The following is a 20131-nucleotide window of genomic DNA, read 5'->3' on the forward strand; positions in this document are numbered from 1 at the left end:
GCGCCATGGTGCTTCCGCAGGACTTCAGTGCCGAGGCTCGCGAGGCCGTCTACGCCGCCATCTCGAAGCGGCGGGACGTGCGGTACTTCCGGCCCGGCATTCCGCTTCCGGACGACGTGTTGGAGCGCATCCTCGGTGCGGCACATCAGGCGCCGAGCGTGGGGTACTCACAGCCGTGGGACTTCGTGGTGGTGCGCGATGCGGCGCGGCGGGCTCGCATCCGGGAGAACTTCCTGCGCTGTCGCGAGGCGGAGGCGGCGCGCTTTGCTCCCGAGCGGCGTGAGAAGTATCTCGCGTATCGGCTGGAGGGCATCGAGGAGTCTTCGCTCAACATCTGCGTGACGGTGGACCTGCGCCCGGCAGAGGAGGTGGTGTTGGGCACCACGGCTCAACCAGAAGCCCTGCGATGGAGCGCCTGCTGCGCCGTGCAGAACCTGTGGCTGGCCGCGCGCGCCGAGGGCGTGGGCGTGGGGTGGGTGAGCATCGTCGAGCCACGTGTGCTTCGCGCGGAGCTGGGATTGCCTCCGGGAATCGAGCCCGTGGCGTATCTGTGCGTGGGTTATCCGGTGGTGTTCGGCGAGAGGCCCCTGCTGGAGGAGACCGGGTGGCGCGCGCGCAGGCCTCTCTCCAGTGCGGTGCATGACGAGTGTTATCGCGGCGATTCCACCACGGTGCCGACGGATGCCCCGAGGTTGTCACACGTTGTGCCGCTGGCTGGGAGTACCCACGCCAAGACCGTGAGCACCGACGCGGCGCCTGTGTTCAATGCGGAGGCCGAGGCGCGCTCGCGTGCTCGCCAGGTACGACTGACAAAGCCGGCGGGCAGCCTCGGTCGTCTCGAAGAGCTCGCGGGTTGGTACGCGGGCGTACGCGGTCGCCACCCCGCGCCACCTCCGCGCCGCGCGCGTCTCTACCTGTTTGCCGCCGACCATGGCGTGGTGCAGGAAGGCGTGAGTGCCTTCTCCTCCGCGCTCACCGCGGCAATGGTGGGAAACCTGCTCGCAGGTGGTGCGGCGGCGAACTCCCTCGCGCGTGCGAGCAACGTGGAGCTCACGGTGGTGGACGTGGGCGTCGCGGGCGACTTGAGCGCGCTGCCCTCCGAGCGTGTCGTCCCCTTCATCTCCGCCCCCGTGCGCGCCGGTACCGGCAATCTGCGTCGCGAACCGGCCATGTCCGTGGACGAAGCTCGCGCGGCACTCACGACCGGAGAGCGCCTCGCACGAGAGGCCGCTCGCGAGGGCGTGGATGTCCTCGTCGCCGGTGAGCTGGGCATCGGCAACACCACCGTGGCCGCCGCGCTCACGTGCGCGCTCACGGGACTCTCTCCTGATGACGCTGTCGGCGCGGGCACCGGGCTCGATGCAGCGGGCGTGCGGCGCAAGGCCGACGTCGTCCGCGACGCGCTCACCCTGCATGCGTCCCGGCTGGGCACTCCTCTCGAAGCGCTCGCTACCGTGGGCGGACTGGAGCTCGCCGCGATGGCGGGGTTGATGCTCGGGGCCGCTCGCGAGCGTCGCCCGGTGGTGGTGGACGGCTTCATCGCTTCAGCCGCCGCGCTGGTCGCGGTGCGCCTGGAGCCGGCGGTCCGCCCCTTCCTGCTCTTCTCTCACTGCTCCGCCGAGCGTGGGCACCGGGCGCTGCTCGCCGCGCTCGATGCCAGGCCCTTGTTCGACCTCGGGCTCCGGCTTGGAGAGGGCACGGGCGCCGTGCTGGCCGTGCCCCTCCTTCGCGCCGCGTGTGAGGCGGAGGCGAACATGGCCACCTTCGCCACCGCCGGCATCACCGACCGGCTCCGCCCCGACAGGGACGATGCCGCGTAGGGCTCACGTCCCCTGCTGAATCAGCTCCACGCGGTAGCCGTCCGGGTCCTCGACGAAGGCAATCACCGTGGTGCCGTGCTTCATCGGTCCCGGCTCGCGCACCACCTTGCCACCGGCCTCGCGGATGGCGTCGCACGTGGCGTGGATGTCATTCACGCCCAGCGCCACGTGGCCGTACGCCGTGCCCAGCTCGTACTTCTCGACACCCCAGTTGTAGGTCAGCTCCAGCGCCGGGTGCGTGTCCTCGGGACCAAAGCCCACGAACGCCAGCGTGAACTTCCCATCCGGGTAGTCGTGGCGGCGCAGCAGCTTCATCCCGATGACCCGGGTGTAGAAGTCGAGCGACTTCTCCAGGTTCCCAACGCGCAGCATGGTGTGCAGGATTCGCATGCGCGCTTCATAACGTCTCGGGGGCGCCGCGTCTCGGCACTCCGGGGTCGCTGTTCGTTGTCCCGCACGCCGCGTCAGTTCGCCGCCCGCACGTTGCGGCGAGCCGCCTGCCGCTGATGGATGGCCCGGCGCAGCTTCGCGATGAGCACCTCCACGTTCGCCGGCCGCACCAGCACGTCGTCCGCGCCCGCCTCCAGGCCCGCGGTGACGATGGCCGGGTCCTCCTTGTCCACGATGAGGTACACCGGCAGGTCCTCGGTGGCCGCGTTCTTCCGCAGCGCCTGGAGCACGGCGTGCAAGTCGCCATCCGGGAGCGGGTCCGCGAGGATGGCCGCCTGGGCTCCCGCGCCGAGCGCCTTCTCCACCTCGGCCCGGCTCTGCGCTCGCACGGTGGCCAGCCCTTCCGCCATGAGGCGGATCTGCAAGGTCATCGCGTTGGCGGCGTCCGTCTCGCCCACCACCACGCGGGGCGCCGCCTTGCTCTGTCCCACCGCGTTCGTATTCAGCTCGGAGGCGAGGGCCTCCAGCGCGGCGGGCGGCAGTCGCGGGTCCTGACGCAGCGTCTGGAGCGCCTGGGCCGCATCCACCGGGTCCGGCTGCGCGCTCTGCACCTGGAACACGAAGCTCGCCGCGCACAGCAGCGCGCCGGCCGCGCGGTTGACGGGGGCCGGCGTCTCGCTGCCGTCCGACAGCACGGCGGAGAGCACCTCCACCACCTCCGGAAGGCCGCTGCCCACGAGCGCCAGGGCCCGGGCACGCGAGGGGAGGATGAAGCGAGCCGGCTCCTCCAGCCGCGCCGCCAGCGCCAGCGCCGAGGCCGCAGTGCCGATGAGGGTCTCCTCCACGCTGCCCGCGCCCAGCCGCGTCCCAATCCTCCGCGCCAGCTTCGTGACGAAGGGCGACAGCACCGCGCTGCCTCCCAGCATGGAAATCACGCCGTCCAAGAGCCGCGTCTGCAGCGCGCCCAGCCGGGCGAGCGGGCCTCCTTCGCCCATCAGCGCCGCGCTGAAGGAGGGCAGCAAGCGCACCTCCACTCGCGGGTGCGCGGTGCGCAGCCGTTGGGCCATGCCCGCCGCGTCCTCCACGGCGTCCTCCAGCACGAGCACCAAATCGTATCCGCCCAGTGACAGGGCCCGCTCCGCCTCGGCCGCGGGGCTCGTCGCCGCGGCGAGCCCTTCCATCAGCAGCAGCTTCACCGCGGCCTCACGGTGCTCCGACGGCTCCGCCACCACCAGCACCATGCGCGCGCGGGCGTCGCTCTGGTGGATGCGCCGGCTCGAGAGCTCGGCGGGCGTGGGCGTGCGCGGCTCGGACTCCTCGGCTCCGGCAATCTCGCGCACGTCGAACCCGGCGCGGCCGGTGAACTGCTCTACGAACTGGAGCATGCGCGCGCGGCCGTCGGTGGCTTCCACGTCGATACCCGTCTCCGGCTCCGAGCTCGGGTAGAAGCGGCGGATGGCCTTGCGGATGGCCTGCTCGCTGGCGAAGAGCCCCTGCACCGCCACGGCGCGAGCGGAGAACTTCAGCGCGTCCGTCACCTCCACGTCGCGCGGGTCCAGCACGGCGCAGAACAGCTCGCGTCCCCGCACGGCCACCGGCACGGCGCACAGCTTCTCACACAGCTCTCGAGGAACCTGCTTCAGCAGCTCCTCCGGCACCGGCACGGCCTGGAGCTTCTCGTCGGTGATGTGGGGCAGCCCCGACTGCTCGGACAGGGCGCGCACCAGGTTCTCCGGGTCCAGCTTCCGCTCCACCACGAGGAGCTGTCCCAACCTCCCGCCGCGCCGCTTCTGCAGCGCCAGTGCCTCCTCCAGCGTCTGGGGTGTCACCATGCCGCGCGCCACGAGGATGGCGCCGAGCTGCTGGCGCGTGCGGGCCCGCTGCCCGGGAGGAGGAGGCGGCAGGGAGGGATTTCGAGGTGGCGGCGCCACCGCCAGGGGCGGCGGAGGCGGAGGGCTGACGGCGGGACGCGCCATCGCCACGGCCGTCGGAGCCCCGGACGGGGGAGGGCTTCCCGCCGGACGCAGCATGGGCGGAGGCCCCGGAGGCGCGCGCCGTGCATCGCGCGAGGGTGGGGCGTGCAGGCGCGGAAGCTCCTCGCCCTCCAGTCGGATTTCCTCACCGGGCACGCCGTCCAGGTCTGCCAGCGGCGAGCGACGGTCCGGGAACGCGCGGCCGAAGAGGCCGGCGATGTCCGCCGGGCCCACGCGCAGGCGGTGGTCGAAGAGGAAGCTCTGCATGGACTCGGAGAACTCGCGCGCCGTCTGGAAGCGCGAGGCGGGCGACGCGGCGAGGGCGCGCAGCAGGATGGTCCACAGCGGCGGAGGCACGCCGGGGAGCGGCTCCAGCGAGAGCTCGTCGAAGCTGCCGAGCATGTGGATGACGTGCGGGGACGCGCCGTCGAAGAGCTTGCGGCCCGCGAGCATCTCGTACAGCAGCAGCCCCAACAGGAAGATGTCGCTGCGCTGGTCCACGGCGCGGCCCTGGACCAGCTCGGGGGCGAGATAGTTGATTTTGCCCTTCAGTACGCCGGCCTGCGTCTCCTGGGGCGCACCGGCCACCTTGGCGATGCCGAAGTCCGCCAGCTTCACGGCGCCATTGCTGGCGACCATGACGTTGGACGGATTGATGTCGCGGTGGATGATGTTGAGCGGCGCGCCGGCCCGGTCCGTGCGGCCGTGCGCGTAGGCGAGCCCGTCCGCCACCTGCTGCGCGATGAAGCACACCTCGCGCAGGCCCATGGGGAGCTGCCGTTGCCGGGCCGCCTTGAGGAGCGCGCGCAGGTTCTCCCCGTCCACGAACTCCATCACCATGTAGTACTGGCCGGCGCTCGTGCCGAGGTCCAGCACCTGCACGACGTTGCCGTGCTGGAACGCGACGGAGACCTTCGCCTCGCGCAGGAACAACTCCACGAAGTCGGCGTCCTGCACGTACGAGGGCAGGATGCGCTTGACGGCCACGGGCTTCTCGAAGCCCTCCGCGCCCACCACCTTTCCCAGGAACACCTCGGCCATGCCGCCCGCGGCCAGCTTCTTCACTATCCGGTAGGTCCCCACGGTGTTTCTCCGGAGCCGCGATGAGAGAGCAGCGATGTCGGAGAGCGAGGAAAGGCCAGAAAAGAGCTTTTCGAAGCCGAGCGGCGGCGAAAGGGAGGGACAGCGTTCGACACCCAACCTTTTCGTCGAGGGTCACTGTTGCATTCTGGATACAAGTGGAGCGCGCACCACGATTTGGCGCCCCGGTCAGGGCGTGGGCTTCGGCGGCACGGTGAAGGTGCCGGCCTCCACGCGGGACTCGTGGAGGGGCTTCCCGTCCGGCCCCTGGGCATCGATTCGCGAGCCGTCTCCGCTGGCGCGCCACAGGCCGACGAGGACCTTCCACTCGCCGGCCTCCCAGTCCTTGGTGGACACGGCGAAGGCGTCGCGCAGGAGCGTGTTCCTCGGGGCCTCGTGGAAGAAGAAGGTGCCGCCCAGCACCACGTGGTCCGCGTTCTTCCGCTTGCTGCCCTCGGGTCCGGGCAGGTGCACGAAGACTCCGGCCGAGCGCGGCACCGGTCCCGTCACCCGCCAGTAGAGGACGAGGCGGATGAGGCCCTCCGCATCCGGTGCCGGAGGTATCTCCGCCGCGACCAGCTCCACCGGCACGGAGAAGCTCACGTCCAGGCGCCGTGCATTCTCGGGCAGCGCTGCCACCTGAATCGGTGAGCCATCCGGGTTGCGAGGCACCGCGCGCGCCACCGGCTCGTGCCACGCCGTGAGCAGCGCTGCCCAGACGAACAGCGGCATGGAGGCCACCATCACCGCCTCGGGCCCGAGCCGGCTGCCGCGTGCTCGCGAGCGCCAGGCCACGAAGCCGAGTCCCAACCAGGCGAACGCCGACACCACCGCGCCTCCAATGCCCGAGCGCGGCAGGAAGGCCAGCACCACGTGGTGGTCTCCTTGTGGAAGCTGCACGCCGAGCAGCCCGTCCCGCGACACCACCTCGCCCACCGACGTCTTCCAGCCGGGGTGCCAGTTCTGGTTCACCAGCAGCACCGTGGGCTGCTTCGCCGCCACGTCCACCTCCACGCGGTTGGGCGTCCACTCCACGCGGCGCGCGGTGCCGGAGGACGCATCCTCCAGGTACTCCTCCTGCGGCAGGTCGCCACGGAGGCGGTCGGACATGGGCACCGGCCACGCTTCACCGCATGCAATCGAGCCGCGGTTGAGGGCCAGGAAGTACCCCTGCGACCAGCGGTTGCCGCGCGCCTGCGCGAAGGGCCGCTCCGCCTCGGGCGGCGTGGGCGGAGGCTCGGCCAGCATGGGCGCCCAGCGGGTGAGGCGGGTGAAGGCGTGGACCTGCACACCCCAGCCCGCCACCACGAGCACGCACGCGAGCGCCGCGCCCCACTTCCACCGAGGCGAACGCGCGCGCAGCGCCTGCACCAGCAGCACGGCGATTCCCATCGCGGCCAGCTCCGCGATGAAGAGCCCGGCCGGGACGAGGAAGCGCTCCGGGTAGCGGAACGTCCCGTAGATGGGCAGCGTCCGCAGCCCCGCGAACAGCGACGGCTTCGCCGAGTAGCCCGCCGCCATCCAGACGCACAGCGTCCCCAGCACCAGCGGGTACGGCGCGCGGCGGCGGCACAGCACCAGGGCCACGGGCACGAGCGCGAGGGCCACGGCCACGAGGAAGAAGTTGCCCGGGTTGCTGTGCCCCGAGGACGCCGGCAGCTCCAGCATCATCCGGCTCAGCGTCTGAATCGAATGCCCCGGAGTGCCCGCCATGACGCGCGGCGAGGAGCGCATCGTCTCCACCAGCGGCCACAGCCGGTACGCGCACGCGGCCAGCGTGAAGAGGGCGGTGGACCCCAGGCCCCACAGCGCCGTGCGCCACCGCGCGGTGCCACGCATGCCGACCAGCGTGCGCCCCGCCTCCAGCGCGACGAAGAGCGCGCCCATCGGCACCGGGTACGTGCCGCCGAAACCCAGCAGGAAGGCGAAGACGCCCGCCACCAGCACGGCGCCGGACACCTTTCCCCGCGCGGCCCATTGCGTGCCCAGCAGCAGCCACGGCAGCAGCAGGAAGCCCGCGAAGTTGAGCCAGCCGATGGCCCACGACAGCGCGGTGAAGCCCGTGAGGCCGAACAGCGGCGCCGCGGCCAGGGCCCCCAGCGTCGAGCCCGCGCGCCGCCGCGCGTAGCGGAAGAAGCCCTCCATGCCGAGCACGAGGAAGGCCCACAGCACCACCGGCTCCGCGCGCCGGGCACCCAGCGCCGCGGACACCAGCAGCGTGGGAGACGCCACGCGCGTTTGCGGGCTGCCCAGCGCGTACTGCCCTCCGCAGGACCACGGGTTCCATAGCGGGAGCTGTCCGTAGCGCGTCAGCGTGCGCGTGCCCGCGTCCTCGTACGAGTGCAGCAGGTGCGAGTCGCGGAAGTCATTCAGCGCCCCGGCCTTCGTCAGCGGACGCCAGCAGGCGATGAGCGCCAGCACGCCGAAGAGGGCGAGGCGCGGACCGGGAAGTGTGGCGAGTCGGTGGGCGGCGCGGAGCAGCCGGCGGGACGGAGGCGTCATTGGTGTGCGGTGTGCGCGCTTCAGTCGTAGAAGGGCCGGGGCTTGCACGGGCTGGCCGTGGCCCTGCGCGGCGGTTGGACGGGGGCCGAGTGCAGCTCCGCGTCGATGGCGTCGAACACGTCCGACACCGGCACGCCGCGCCGGCTCGCCTCGCCCATGGCCCAGCTCCGCTCGGAGGCGCCGAAGTCGTCGTCCTGGGACCAGGCGTCTCCCGGGAAGGAGTTGCGCGAGCGCTGCCTCCAGCCGGGCTCCTCGGCGGCGGCGGCGCGGCCCACCTCGACGCGCTCGGCCGGGGACAGGCGCCGCTCGGGCGGAGGGACACGCGAGGTGGCGGCACGCACCACCGCCGTCGCGCCGCACAGCGCGAAGGCCAGCCAACCCGCGAGCGACACGCGCCTCCAGTGGGGACTCATGGAGGCGCTCCTACTCCAACTCAGCCCCGCTCGTCCTCCTCGGAGTCGCTGTCGAGGCCGTGGGGATTGGAGAGCACCCGGTGCGCGCGCTCCATCATCTCCACCACGATTTGCCCGGCGGGCTGCACGCCTTCGATGCGCGCCATGCTGGCGCCGCTGGCGGGCATGCACATCTCCTCCAAATCCCCCTCGGTGCCGGGCGTGGGGATGAAGGCGCAGAACTTGGGCATGGGATAGGGCGCGTCACCGCCCGGCACGCCGGGGAAGAGCTTCGTGGTGCCGATGCGCTCCGGCGGAGGCGGCGGCGTGGGGATGCGGTCCTCGCGGCCGGCCCACTCGCGCACCACGCGGTTGCGCAGCACGCGGATGCGCGCGCCCGGCCACTCCGGGCCGAAGAGGGTGGTGAAGTCCGAGTCACCCGCGTCGCCCTCCACCAGCCGTTGCTTGTAGCCGGGGTGCGCGTACGCCTCCACGGAGGCCACCAGCCGAGTGCCCACCCAGACGCCGTCCGCGCCGTGGTGGAGGGCCCGCGCCGCGCTGAAGCCGTCGGCGATGCCACCGGCGGCCAGCAGCGTCACGTCGCGGGCCAGGGCGCGGATTTCGCGCACCAGCTTCAGCGTGGGCACGGTGCTCCGGTTGTGGCCGCCGGCCTGCCGGCCCTGCGCGATGAGGCCGTTCGCGCCCCAGTCCAACGCCTTGCGTGCCGCCTCCACGGAAGGCACCTGCATCCACACGCGCGTGCCCGCGGCCTTGAGCGCCTTCACCCACTCCGCGGGCGGCGTGTCCCAGTGGAAGGAGACGACGGGCACGCGCTCGGCGATGCACGTGTCGATGTGCTCGCGCGTGGTGAAGTCCTGGCCATTGGCGGTGGCGACGATGAAGTTGACGCCGTACGGACGCTTCGTGCCTGCCTGCACGGCCTGGAGGCGGGCGCGCAGGAAGGGCGCGGGCTCCGGCGCGGCGCCGAGCATGCCAATGCCTCCGGCCTCCGACACGGCGATGACGAGCGGCGGCAGCGCGACGAAGCCCATGCCCGCGCTGACGAACGGGTAGTGCACGCCCAATTCACGCGTCAGCCGCGTGTGCAGCGTGTTGCCCTCCTGCACAACGATGGGCCGCCGGGGCCCGTCGGTGGTGTCGTCTGCCTCGGACGCGGTGTCTTCCGGGGAACGTCCATCGTTCGTGCCGTTCATCGTGTCTCCTGGAGGGGCGGCGAATCGGATGACAGAGGTTACCAGCACCCTCGTGGATCATGCTCATGGGTGGGGAACGTGCCACCCCATCCGGTGGGCGGGTGAACGCTGTCCCACCCTAGGTGTCGAGCGTCTTGCGCATGTGCCGATGCGGAATTCCGACCTCGGTGAAAGGCTCTCCGTAAACGGCATAGCCGAGGCGCTCGTAGAAGGGGACGACGGGCGCGCGCGCGTGGAGGTGGACGTGGGTGAAGCCTCGGCGGCGAAGCTCCTCCTCCAGGGAGCGCACCAGCCGGGCGCCCAGCCCCTGGCCTTGGAGGTGGGGGGACACGGCCATCTGGAAGAGGCGGCCACCGTGCGCGTCCTCGGGGTTGAAGAGGACACATCCCAGCACGGTGTCGTCCTGGTGCGCCACGAGGTGGAGGCTGTCCGCCTCGAACGGAAAGGCCACCTGCGCGCGCGTGTAGCCCAGGGGCTCGCGCAGCACGTGGAAGCGCAATTCCAGCTCGCCCGCGTAGAGGGGGTGGCCGGGGTGGATGAGGGACAGCGTGACGTCGGACATGGCGGCGCCCGGTCAGAAGGTTCCGGTGAGCTGGAGGGTGAAGGTGCGGCCGTATTGGGGCACGGGGGCGATGGAGTTCTCGTCCGACACGGGCAGCGTGTAGCGGGCGTCCAGCAGGTTCTGCACGCCGGCGAAGTAGCGCAGCGGGCCGTAGTCGCCGGAGAGGCCGAAGCCGAGGAGCAGCGCCTCGCCGCTGTCCGCGCCGCCCGGGCCGGTGGGGCGCGCGCTCTGGTAGGTGGCCTGGGTGGCCAGCCGCATGTCGCCGCCGCCCAGCGGCATCAGCAGTCGCCCGGAGACGAGGTGCGCGGGGGCCGCGGCGGCGACTTCCTCGGTGGCCTTCTTCAGCGTCACGTACGAGTAGCTGAAGTCCACCAGCAGATAGCGCCCCGGCTGCCAGTGCACGCCGGCCTCCGCGCCCCAGGCCAGCGTGGTGCCGTCGGCGTTGACGAAGCGCAGGCACGCCGTGGTGCCGCAGTCGCCGGAGGGGGTGGCCTCCGCGCGCAACTGCACGAGGTTGGAGATGCGGTTGTGGTAGCCGGCGATGGTGAGGCGCAGCTCGTCCGTCAGGTCGTGCGAGTGCTCCAGCTCGAAGGTGGTGATGGTCTCCGGCTCCAGCCCCAGGGAGGCGGCCTGGGAGAGGGTGTCGGCGTAGTAGAGCTCGTAGACGTTGGGGGCGCGGAAGGCGCGGCCGGCGACGAGCTTGGTGAGGCCCGCGTCGTAGGGCCGGGCGATGAAGGCCAGGCGCGGTGTAATCGGCGTGGTGTCCAGGTCCAGGTACTTGTCCAGGCGCAGGCCGGCGGAGACGCTCAGCCGCGGGTGCAGCTTCCACTCGTCGAGGAGGTAGGCGGACACCAGCGTGCGATTCTGCGTTTTCAGCTCCTCGCCTTTGGCCGTCTGCCGCACGCGCAGCTGCGCCTGGCCTTCGATGCCCAGGGTGAGGCGGTTGCCCTCGAAGAGGCCCATGCGCGCGCGGGCCTCGGCGGTGAACCAGTCCGCGGCGCCCTCCTCCTTGGTGGGGCCGCCGTTCTCCTCCGGGTAGACGTACGTGCCCTCGTAGCGGCTGATGTCGAAGGCGCCGCGCAGGGAGAGGCTGAAGCGCTCGTTGAGGTCGCGCTCGTAGCGGGCCTCGGCGAAGGCGCGCAAATCCTCCACGATGTTGCCCTCGACGCCGGGCACGGTGCCGTACGGCGCGGTGGGCAGCTCCTTGGAGCGGATGTTGAACTGGGCCTGCGCCGAGAAGCCGCCGATGCGCGCCTTCAGCGAGCCGCCCGCGGCCCTCTCCGCGTCCAGGCCGGTGACGATGATGTCGTCGCTTCCCAGCCGCGTGGTATCGGCACCCGAAGCGGTCATCGCCGAGGCGCTGAAGAGGATGGAGCGGTCTGCCTCCCCCCATGCGGCGGTGGCGTGCCCGCTCGTGTTGCCCAGCGCGCCCAGCGCGCCGGTGATTTCCAGGTGGTTGTCCGGGCCGAGCGACTCGCGCGGCACCACGTTGATGACGGCGAAGAAGGCGCCCGTACCGTAGAGGGCGGAACCCGGGCCGCGGACGATTTCGATGCGCTCCACCTCCTGGAGGTCCACGCTGAGGTCTCGGGCGGCGTAGCCCTGGCCGGCCCAGACGTCGTTCATGGAGTGGCCGTCCCAGAGGATGAGGACGCGGGTGTTGAGGTCGCCCGGCGGCGAGAAGCCACGCACGCCCAGGTAGGTGTAGGTCCGGTCGTCGGTGAGGTAGAAGCCGCGCACTCCGGCGAGGGCCTCGGCGAGCGTACGCCAGCCGAAGGCGCGCAGCTCCTCCTGCGAGAGCACGGTGGTGGACGCGGCGGCGTCATCCACGGACACGAGGCTCTTGGACGCGGCGCGCACCGGCGGCGGCGCGTAGCGCAATTCCGCGTGGACCTTCACCTCCTGGTCGGAGACCACCGTCACCGTCTGGCGCAGCGGGCGGACCTCGCGGCTCTCCACCTCGAGCGAGTGCTCGCCCTCGGGGAGGGTGACGACGGTGGGGGTGAAGCCGGCGGGCTTGCCGTCCACGCGCACGGTGGCGCCGTCTCGGTTGGCGGTGACGACGAGGCGGCCGGTGGGCCTGTCCTGCACGCGCAGGGACACGGCGAGGGGCACGTTGCCGTCGGGCGGCACGTCGACGACGTACTGGCTGGGAGCGTAGCCGGGGGCGCGCACGTAGAGGACGCGCTGGCCCGGGGGCAGGCGCGCGCGGGAAGGAAGGCGGGCGATGATGGGGCCGTTGGGGGAGTCCCGCACCTCGGCGCCCTCGGGCGTGCCGGTGAGCTCCACGCCGCCGGTGATGAGGGTGAGGTCGAAGTTCTGCTCGGCTTCACGGCCGCGCACGAGCACGAGGGTGGCCTCCGCGGGGCGGTAGCCGTCCTTCTTCACCATGATTTTGTGACGGCCGGGCGTCAGCGCGAGCGTCTGTGGCGAACGGCCCCGGCTACCGAGGTCCATGCGGTCCACGTAGACCTCGGCGCCCTTGGGATTGGTCGTCACCTTGACGAGGGCGACCTTGGGGCGGAGCCGCTCCACCGAGCGGGACACCTCGGCGGCGTCATCGGTGGGGAGGTCCTCGGTGAGCAGGTCGTTGTAGTAGCGGTAGGCCTCGTTGAACTTGTTCAGCGCCTCGAAGCAGCGGGCGATGTTGAAGAGGACGTTGCGGTTGGGGACGAGGCGGTAGCTGGTGAAGTACGAGCGCAGCGCCTCGGCGTACTGGCCCTTGGAATAGGCCTCGTTGCCCAGCTCGAAGGCGATGTCGGCCTCGTCCGCGTTGTTGTCCGCGAGCACGGGGCTGGCCAGGAGCAGGAGCGATAGAAGGAGCAGGCCTTGACGGGAGGGAAGCATGGCGCGGCGGCCATTCTTCCCTCTCCGTGAGGGGAGGTCCATGGGGGGCAGCCGCCTGTCTGCCCGGAGGCTGTCACTCGGAGTCCTCGCTTCAGTGCACCACGGTCCGCGCGGACCCGGTGGCCCGGGCCGTCGCGGGCTCGCGCATGAGCTTGTCACCCGCGGACTGGAGGACGCGCGTGGTGGCGCCCTCGGGGTCGCGGAAGAAGTGCGGCGTCCACAGGCGCACCAGCTTCCAGCCCTGGCCTTCGAGCACGCCGGTGCGGAACAAGTCCCACTCCACGCGGTCGGCGGCCTTGGGGTAGCGGGTGCCGTCGCACAGCACGCCCACGGTGACGTCGCCGGGAAGGGTGGGGTGGCGCAGCGCCAGGTCCACGCAGAAGCCGTCGTTGCCCCAGTGCACGTCGGACGACACGCGGTGCTGCCTTGCCAGGTGTCCGGCCAGCGCGCGGGCGAAGGTGGAGCCGGCTTCCGTCTCGCGCTCGCGCACCGCCGGCTCGCGAGCCACGGGCGCGTCCGGGCGCGCCTGCGTCTCGGCGTCGTCGCGGGCGTAGGCGTCCGAGAGGCCTTCCGCGAACTGGAGGTACGCGAAGAGCAGCCAGCCGCCGTTGGGCTGCCGGCCCTTCTCCACGGGAGGCAGGGACATATAGGCCTCACGCGGAATGGACGTGACGAGGTGCACCTGCTGCCGAGCGCGGGTGACGAGCACGTTGAGGCGCCGGCCACCACCCGCGCTGCCCAGCGGGCCGAAGCGCCGGTAGAAGCGGCCCTGCCGGTCCGGGCCGTAGGTGGTGCTGATGATGAGGTGGTCTCGCTCGTCGCCCTGGACGTTCTCCAGGTTCTTGACGAAGAGGCCCTCGAACGAGCCCGCGCCTCGACGGGTGCGCGCCGCCGTCAGCCGGGAGGCGAAGGTCGCGTCCTCCGCGGCCATCTCATCGAGCACGTCGGTGATGGCGTCGCGCTGCGTGAGGTTGAAGCAGGCGATGCCGATGGACGGAGGCTCGGGCCGCGCGAGCAGCTCCTTCACCAGTTCGCCCACGGCGCGGGCCTCGAGGCGGTTGACGCGCTTCTCGTAGGTGCCGGCCACGGGCAGCAGGCGCAGCGGCGCGTGCGGTGCGCGGTGGGACGGGTGCGCGGGGATGGCCTGGAGCCGCCTGTCGTAGAAGTGCTCGTTGCTGAAGGCGATGAGGTCCGAGTTCCGCGAGCGGTAGTGGACGTCGAGGTAGCACTGGTCGATGTCCAGGTTGAGCGCGGCGGACAGGAGGTCCTCCACCTCGGACTGCTGCTCCTCGAAGAGTCCCTGCTCGGTCTCCGCCTCCTGCTCCTGGCTCTGCACCACCGCGGACTCGAAGAAGCGCGTGGGTGGGAGTTGCTTCGGGTCTCCGGCGATGACCACCCGCTTCGCGCGGGTGAGTACGGGGAGGGCTTCCTCCAGCCGGCACTGCGAGGACTCGTCGAAGATGACGACGTCGAAGATGGGGCGGCGCGGGAAGATTTGCGCCACCGTCTGCGGGCTGGCCATCCACACGGGGCGCACGTCGAAGAGCGGGTCTCCGCCTTCGATGCCCTGGCCCGTGGAGATGACCTGGCGCACGCGCATGGCGCGCTCTCCGCGCAGCATGAGACGGCGGCGCAACTCCGCGCCCTGGCTGTTGAGCCGGCCGCCGGTGCCCGCGAGCAACCGCTCGCGCTGGCGCTGCGTCCACCGGTGGATGAGCGCGTCGCGCACGAGGCCGCGCTTCTTCTCCTCCAGCGCCCGGTAGCGAGCATGGGTGGCCTGCACACGGTCGGCGTCGATGTGCTGGAGCGCCGGGTCTTCACGCAGGCGGGAGGAGATTTCAGCGGCCAGCGTCGCCTTCAGCACCGCGCACCAGCCGGCCTCCGCGTCCGCGCCCTGACGGGCCAGTCCCTCGACGGCGGTCTCCAGCGCGGGAGGCATGCCGGACAGCAACGAGCGAAGGCGCAGCAGGCCCTCCACCGTGGACAGGCGAGCCTGGAGCGCGGTGCCGAGCGGTGAGAACCGCCCACCGCCGCGCAGCTCGCGGGCGCGCGTCTGGAGCCACGCGGTGGAGAACAGGCCCGTCTCCGCGAGCCGCGCCTCCAGCCGGGCCACGGCCTCGCCTCGGGCCGCGGACTGCAGGAGTCCGGAGAGCAGGGACAGGCGCGAGCTCGCATCACCCTCGAGCGCCGTGCGCACGGCGTCACGGCACGAGGCGAGCAGGGGCGCGCTGTCCAGCTCACCGAGCAATTCGAAGAGGGCCGCGTGGGTGCGCAGGCTGCGCGAGAGGGCTTCGTCGGTGAGTGTCTCGGCGGAGCCGGGCGCGAGCGTGGTGCGGTGGTACTCGGTGAGCAGGGTGCGGGCACGGGCGCCGGTGAGGAAGCGGTTGACGCGCTCGGCGGCGGCGATGCCCAGGGTGAGACCGAACTGCTGGAGCACCTTGCGTGCGCCGGCCCTCCGCGCGAAGTAGAAGAACGCGTACCACTTGCGAGCGATGGCCAGGTACGTGCCCAGCGCGGCGAGCGCCATGGACAGTGCGCTCAAGGCCTGGGGCTGTTCGCGGTGGACCAGCGCCAGCTCCGTGTCCAGCGGCCCCTCGGCGAGCACCTGTGTCTGCGGCGTCAGTCCATCGAGCTGGGCCTTTGCGGCGCGAACGGAGTCCGGTGATGCCGAGCCCCAGCGGGCGAGCATGTCCGGGCTGGCCGTCTCCAGCAGCGGGGCCAGCTTCTCCGCGAAGGCCGCGCGCGCCGCGCCTTCCGCTCGAGGGTCCGCGCCAAAGGCGGGCACGTCCGGGGACGCAGCCGCATCCGCGTCGCGAGCCGCCTGCGCCACCGTGTCGAGGCGCTCGCGGTAGGTGGCCACCGGATGTGCCAGGTACGTGGCCAGGTCGACGCCGAGGGCGTCGCGCCAGGGGTTGTCCGGGTAGCTCTCGCGGATGCCGCGCTCCAACACTTCGCGCACCTCGCGCTCACGAGGAGACACGTCCGCGAGCCGCGCGGAGGCGAGGCTGGCCACGGTGGGGGCGAGGGCCTCGGAGGACTCCATGGCGAACCACTGGCCCACCAGCTCGTGGAAGGAGGGCGCGGTGCCGCCGGCGGGGCGCTCGGAGAGGGCGCGGTCGGCGGTGGCCAGCTCGTCATGGAGCGACTGCAGCTCCGCGTTCACGCGGGACAGCTCGGTGGACACGGAGGCGTCGGTGCGCGTCTCCGGCAGCGAGTCGAGCTGCTCGCGGATGCCCATGTAGAGGTCGCGCTGGTCCCGCTGCGCGTCGTGCACGACGGCACACAGGTTGCCGAGGCCGAGGTGGTCCAGACGGTGCTTCACCACGTCCAGCGCGGTGCGCTTGTCGCAGACGAGCAGCACGCGCTCGCCGCGAGACAGGTGGTCGCCGATGGCATTGGCGATGGTCTGCGACTTGCCGGTGCCCGGAGGCCCGTGGACGACGAGCCCACGGCTGCTGCGAGCCAGCCGCACCGCGCGGGCCTGGCACGGGTCGGCGACGGTGACGAGCCGTTCTTCGTCCGCGCGCTTGAGGCCCTCCAGGTTGGGCTCGCCGCCACCGTGGCCCGAGGGCGCGCCGAGCGACATGTCCACGCGGAGGAAGCTCTCCAGCGGTCCCGAGATGGGCTCACCGTCCACGAGTGCTCGCATGTCATCCACGAGGCTCTGGTTGGACAGCGGGTACAGGCCGAGCACGGCGCTGGAGAGGATGGTGGGCTTCGCGTCGCCGTCCTCGTCCGAGCGGGGCACGGGGGACAGCGGCGCGGTGGCGGAGAACGGGGAGGGCGCGGGCAGGTCGAGCGCCTTCGCCACGGCGGCGACGAGCTCGTTCAGCTCGCGCCATGGGTCGGTGCCTTCCTCGTCGGCGAAGAGCTCGCCGAAGCGCTGGCCGGTCTGCTGTTCCACCCAGGCGAGCAGGGCGGTGTTGGGGGCGACGCGGTCCACGCCCTCCCCGGCGCCCTCGAGCTCCACCGAGAGCGTGCGGCCCTTCTTGACGGTGAGGCGCACGGGGACGAAGGCGATGGGAGCGAGGATGCGCCGGGTGCCGAAGCCGCGCTTGTCCTTCGGGCCCGGAGGCAGGTGAAGGAGGGGGAAGCCCACGTGCAGCACGTGCGCGCCGGTGTCCTGTTCGAAGGTGCGAGCGTCCTCGACGATGGTGGCCAGCTTGCGCAGCAGCGCCTGCTGTTCCTCCTCGGCGCGAGTGGGCGAGGCGGTGGCTTCGGCTTCGTCCTCGTCCGTGTCTGGCTCCGTGGGAGCGGCAGTCGGCCCACTCTGCATCTTCACGACGGGCAGGTTCGACGGAGTGGAGGCGTCGTCCAGTGTGGCACTGGAGCCGCTCCGCATCTTCGTGGCCGAAGGCTGCGACCGAATCGAGGCGTCCTCGGAAGAGGCGCTGAGGGTGTCCTGTATCTTCGCGGTGCGAAGGTTCGACGCAGTGGAGGCGTCGTCGAGAGAGGCGCTCCGGGCCTGCTCCGTGGGGGAGGCCGACTGCGAAGCATCGGGGACGCCCCTCATGCTCCTGCTCGGTCCCCGCTCCGAGGAGGGCGGTGCTTCCGTCCCGGTGGTGGCCGTGGCCACGCGACCCGAGCGTGAGCTTCGAGCCTTGATGGGCGGCGTCTTCTCAGTGCCTGTCTCCGGGACAGGAGGCTTCACCGCGAGCCGGACCGCGGCCTTGTCACCCAGCAGGGCGGCGAGCACGGTGTGAGGCGCGGTGCCATCGAGCTTGCTCAGCGCTGCGAGGTCCACGCGCTGGCGGCTGTTGTGGGGGCGGCAGTTGAGGCTCGGTCCAGACGCGAGCGCGGCGTAGAGCCGCTCCAGCATCTTCTCCAGGACGCGGTTGCGAGACTCGGACGGCAGGGCGGCACCTCTCGACGGGAGGGAGGCCCGTGGTCTACCACGCGATCAGCGCGCCAGCGCGGCGGAGAGCGAGCGGGCCGCCGCCTCCAGTTCCTCCGCTGAACGATGGTCCGCGGGAGGCGCATCGAAGACGGCGCGCCCCCACAGGCGCTGGGGTGTCTGCGCGAAGCGGGGCACGAGGTGCAGGTGGAAGTGCTTCAGCACGTCGCCGATGGCGAAGGCATAGACGTGCTCGGCGCCGAGTACCTCGCGTTGGGCTCGCATGACACGCGCGGTGAAGGGGCCCAGCTCGCGAGCGGCCTCGTCATCCAGGTCGTACCAGCCGCGCACGTGCCGCTCGCTGGAGATGACCACCCAGCCCGGGACGGGACTGGGCGACGCCACGCCATGCAGCACCAGCCCAGGAGCCCGGGCGAGGACCCCGCCCACGGGCCGCGTCTCCCCGCGCACGATGGCGCAGCCGAGGCACGGATTGTTCACGTCCGACATGCCCGCACCGTAGCAGGCAGCCGCGAGCGGCAGGCAGGCTTGGGACGTGGTGGGTCGGTACGGACCTCTATTGGATTCTTGGGAGAGGAGCGCCGCGCTGATCCGACAGGGTGCGAGCGGCTCAAAGGGAGAGGGTGCCCGGGAGTAAGGGGGTACCGCGTCTTGACGGGACGGGCTCGGGTCGGAGAGTGTCCGCTCCACGCCCTTCCAAGTGTTGGGGCGCCGATATTGGGGAAATTCCTTTAAAGGTGGGGATGATGAAGAAGCATCTGGTTTTTGCCGTGGTGCCGTTCCTTGCGCTCGGCTGTGGTGAGGATCTCAAGGACGAGAACGGCGACGGAATCGCGGACGGCGTGCGTGAGCCGGACAGCGTGACGGTGGTCACTCCGGCCAACCCGAAGGGCACGGTGTCCGGCCAGGTGCTGAGCACGGACCTGAAGCCGCTGAGCGAGGCTTCGGTGAAGATGACCATCGGCAGCTCCGCGGATCCGGTGGAGGCCAAGACGGACGCCGAGGGTAACTTCGAGTTCACGGAGGTTCCTGCCGGCGCGCAGGTGCTGCTGACCTTCACGAAGCAGGGCTACGCCACGCTGCGCGCCAGCTCGACGGTGCCCTCGTCGGCGGGCAATGTCCCCATCAACAACGGCAACGCGAGCTTCGGCCCCATCACCCTGGCGAAGCTGGACGGCAAGATGAAGTTCCTGCTGGTGACGCCGCAGGGCCGTCCGGCGGCGAACGTGAAGGCGACGCTCGAGGCCACGCCGGCGGGTTCCATCATCCTGTCCAACAATGAAAACACCTCGCGGGTGGTGAGCACGGTGGTGGTCGAGGCGACCTCCAACGACCAGGGCGCCCTGGAGTTCTCGGGCATCCCCAGCGCGGCGGAGATGGCGCGGCTGTACAACAGCAGCACCGGCGGTAGTGGCAGGTACAACCTGTGGGTCTCCCCCGTGGACTCCGACGATAACGGCGTCCCGGAGACCAACGGTTACGTGGACCACTACAACGGTTCGGATGTGGTCGGGAACAGCACCGTTCGCATCATCAATCTGCCGTTCTCGCAGACGACGGGCAACCCGCTGAACATCGAGAGCACCAACGTGTTCAGCCTGCGGGGGGGCGCTGATTACGACCCCCTGCGCAACATGGTTCGCCCGGGCGAGCCCATCTACCTGTTCTTCAACCAGCCGGTGCAGCCGGGCTCGCTCCTGGTGCGCATGACGGATGAGTACGCGCGCGAGTCGCTGACGGTCAACGCTTCCGTGGGCAATGGCGGCTACAGCGCTACCATCACTCCGGGCGCCGGAGTACAGGAAGGCAAGGAGTACAACCTGGACGTGCGCGCCGTGTCCGCCGAGGACGGGAGCGTCCTCACGCGTACGGGTTTCTTCTTCGCGGGTGATGCGAATGCCCCAAAGGCGGTGTCCATCACGGGCGCACGCTACCAGGAGACCGCGACTACCACGCCGACCCAGTTGAATAGCGGCGAAGTGGTCTACATCGACTTCAACATTCCCATCTCCCGTACGTTCTTCAGTGGGAACGTCTACGCGCACGTGAACTTCGATATCGGTGGTCCTACGGCGGGTGTGGTGGGTGACTATCCCGGTGAAGTGAACAATCCCGTGGGCTTCGAGTTGGTCCCCGCTGAGCCGACGGCTCCCATCCAGACGCGCATTCCGGCCGAGACGCCGGTGTTCCAGATCAGCAACTCGGGTTACACCACGCGGTGGGCATTCACCTACTCTGGCGTCAACTCCATTTCGAGCCTGAGCTTCAGCTCGATCAACATGGTGGTGGCCTTCTCCAAGCTCCCCACGCGCTACATCAACGGCACCTACGAGAGCGTCTGGGGCCAGCCTGTCACGAACGACCTGTCGATTACGGGCCTCAGTATGCAGCCCGTGCCCGTCGGACCGTGATGCGCGGTTGGTATTGAGCATCCGGTATTGAGTGGTTTCAGCGCCCCCGTGGAACGGGTTCCACGGGGGCGTTGCTGTTTGTAAG

Annotated in this window: 11 protein-coding genes; 2 read left to right on the forward strand and 9 right to left on the reverse strand. The window is 70.9% G+C overall.

Annotation, left to right across the window (positions count from 1 at the left end; all coding sequences use genetic code 11):
* Positions 1 to 5: 5 nt before the first annotated feature.
* Positions 6 to 1820 carry a nicotinate-nucleotide--dimethylbenzimidazole phosphoribosyltransferase gene (gene cobT, locus ACVTJA_RS04055; RefSeq protein WP_465833927.1) on the forward strand — a complete coding sequence of 605 codons (1815 nt, stop codon included), beginning with the start codon at positions 6 to 8 and terminating at the stop codon, positions 1818 to 1820.
* Between the two features lie 3 nt (positions 1821 to 1823).
* On the opposite strand, the gene gloA is transcribed toward cobT, so the two are convergent.
* From gloA to ACVTJA_RS04100, 9 genes are all read right to left on the reverse strand, one after another.
* Positions 1824 to 2210, reverse strand: a complete 387-nt coding sequence (gene gloA, locus ACVTJA_RS04060) for a lactoylglutathione lyase (protein ID WP_465833929.1) — start codon at positions 2208 to 2210, stop codon at positions 1824 to 1826.
* Between the two features lie 74 nt (positions 2211 to 2284).
* Positions 2285 to 5266 carry a protein kinase domain-containing protein gene (locus ACVTJA_RS04065; RefSeq protein ID WP_465833931.1) on the reverse strand — a complete coding sequence of 994 codons (2982 nt, stop codon included), beginning with the start codon at positions 5264 to 5266 and terminating at the stop codon, positions 2285 to 2287.
* A gap of 186 nt (positions 5267 to 5452) precedes the next feature.
* The gene (locus ACVTJA_RS04070) at positions 5453 to 7765 is read right to left on the reverse strand and encodes a hypothetical protein (protein ID WP_465833933.1); all 2313 of its coding nucleotides are present in this window, start codon (positions 7763 to 7765) and stop codon (positions 5453 to 5455) included.
* Positions 7766 to 7785: 20 nt separating this feature from the next.
* Positions 7786 to 8178: a hypothetical protein gene (locus tag ACVTJA_RS04075; RefSeq protein ID WP_465833935.1), complete on the reverse strand. Its 393-nt coding sequence runs from the start codon at positions 8176 to 8178 to the stop codon at positions 7786 to 7788.
* A gap of 20 nt (positions 8179 to 8198) precedes the next feature.
* A complete protein-coding gene (locus ACVTJA_RS04080) occupies positions 8199 to 9371 on the reverse strand; it encodes an NAD(P)H-dependent flavin oxidoreductase (protein WP_465833937.1) in 1173 nt (390 codons plus the stop codon).
* Positions 9372 to 9489: 118 nt separating this feature from the next.
* Positions 9490 to 9933 (reverse strand): GNAT family N-acetyltransferase, encoded by a 444-nt coding sequence (locus tag ACVTJA_RS04085; RefSeq protein WP_465833939.1) that lies wholly within the window; start codon positions 9931 to 9933, stop codon positions 9490 to 9492.
* A 12-nt stretch (positions 9934 to 9945) separates the two neighbouring features.
* Complete coding sequence (locus ACVTJA_RS04090) at positions 9946 to 12780, reverse strand: TonB-dependent receptor domain-containing protein (RefSeq protein ID WP_465833941.1); 2835 nt, start codon at positions 12778 to 12780, stop codon at positions 9946 to 9948.
* Positions 12781 to 12871: 91 nt separating this feature from the next.
* The gene (locus ACVTJA_RS04095; protein WP_465833943.1) at positions 12872 to 17599 is read right to left on the reverse strand and encodes an AAA domain-containing protein; all 4728 of its coding nucleotides are present in this window, start codon (positions 17597 to 17599) and stop codon (positions 12872 to 12874) included.
* 81 nt (positions 17600 to 17680) lie between these two features.
* Complete coding sequence (locus ACVTJA_RS04100) at positions 17681 to 18124, reverse strand: HIT family protein (protein ID WP_465833945.1); 444 nt, start codon at positions 18122 to 18124, stop codon at positions 17681 to 17683.
* A gap of 254 nt (positions 18125 to 18378) precedes the next feature.
* Between ACVTJA_RS04100 and ACVTJA_RS04105 the strand changes: the two genes are divergently transcribed.
* Complete coding sequence (locus ACVTJA_RS04105) at positions 18379 to 20046, forward strand: carboxypeptidase-like regulatory domain-containing protein (protein ID WP_465833946.1); 1668 nt, start codon at positions 18379 to 18381, stop codon at positions 20044 to 20046.
* The last annotated feature ends 85 nt before the right edge of the window (positions 20047 to 20131 follow it).

Source organism: Pyxidicoccus sp. M6, assembly GCF_055568925.1.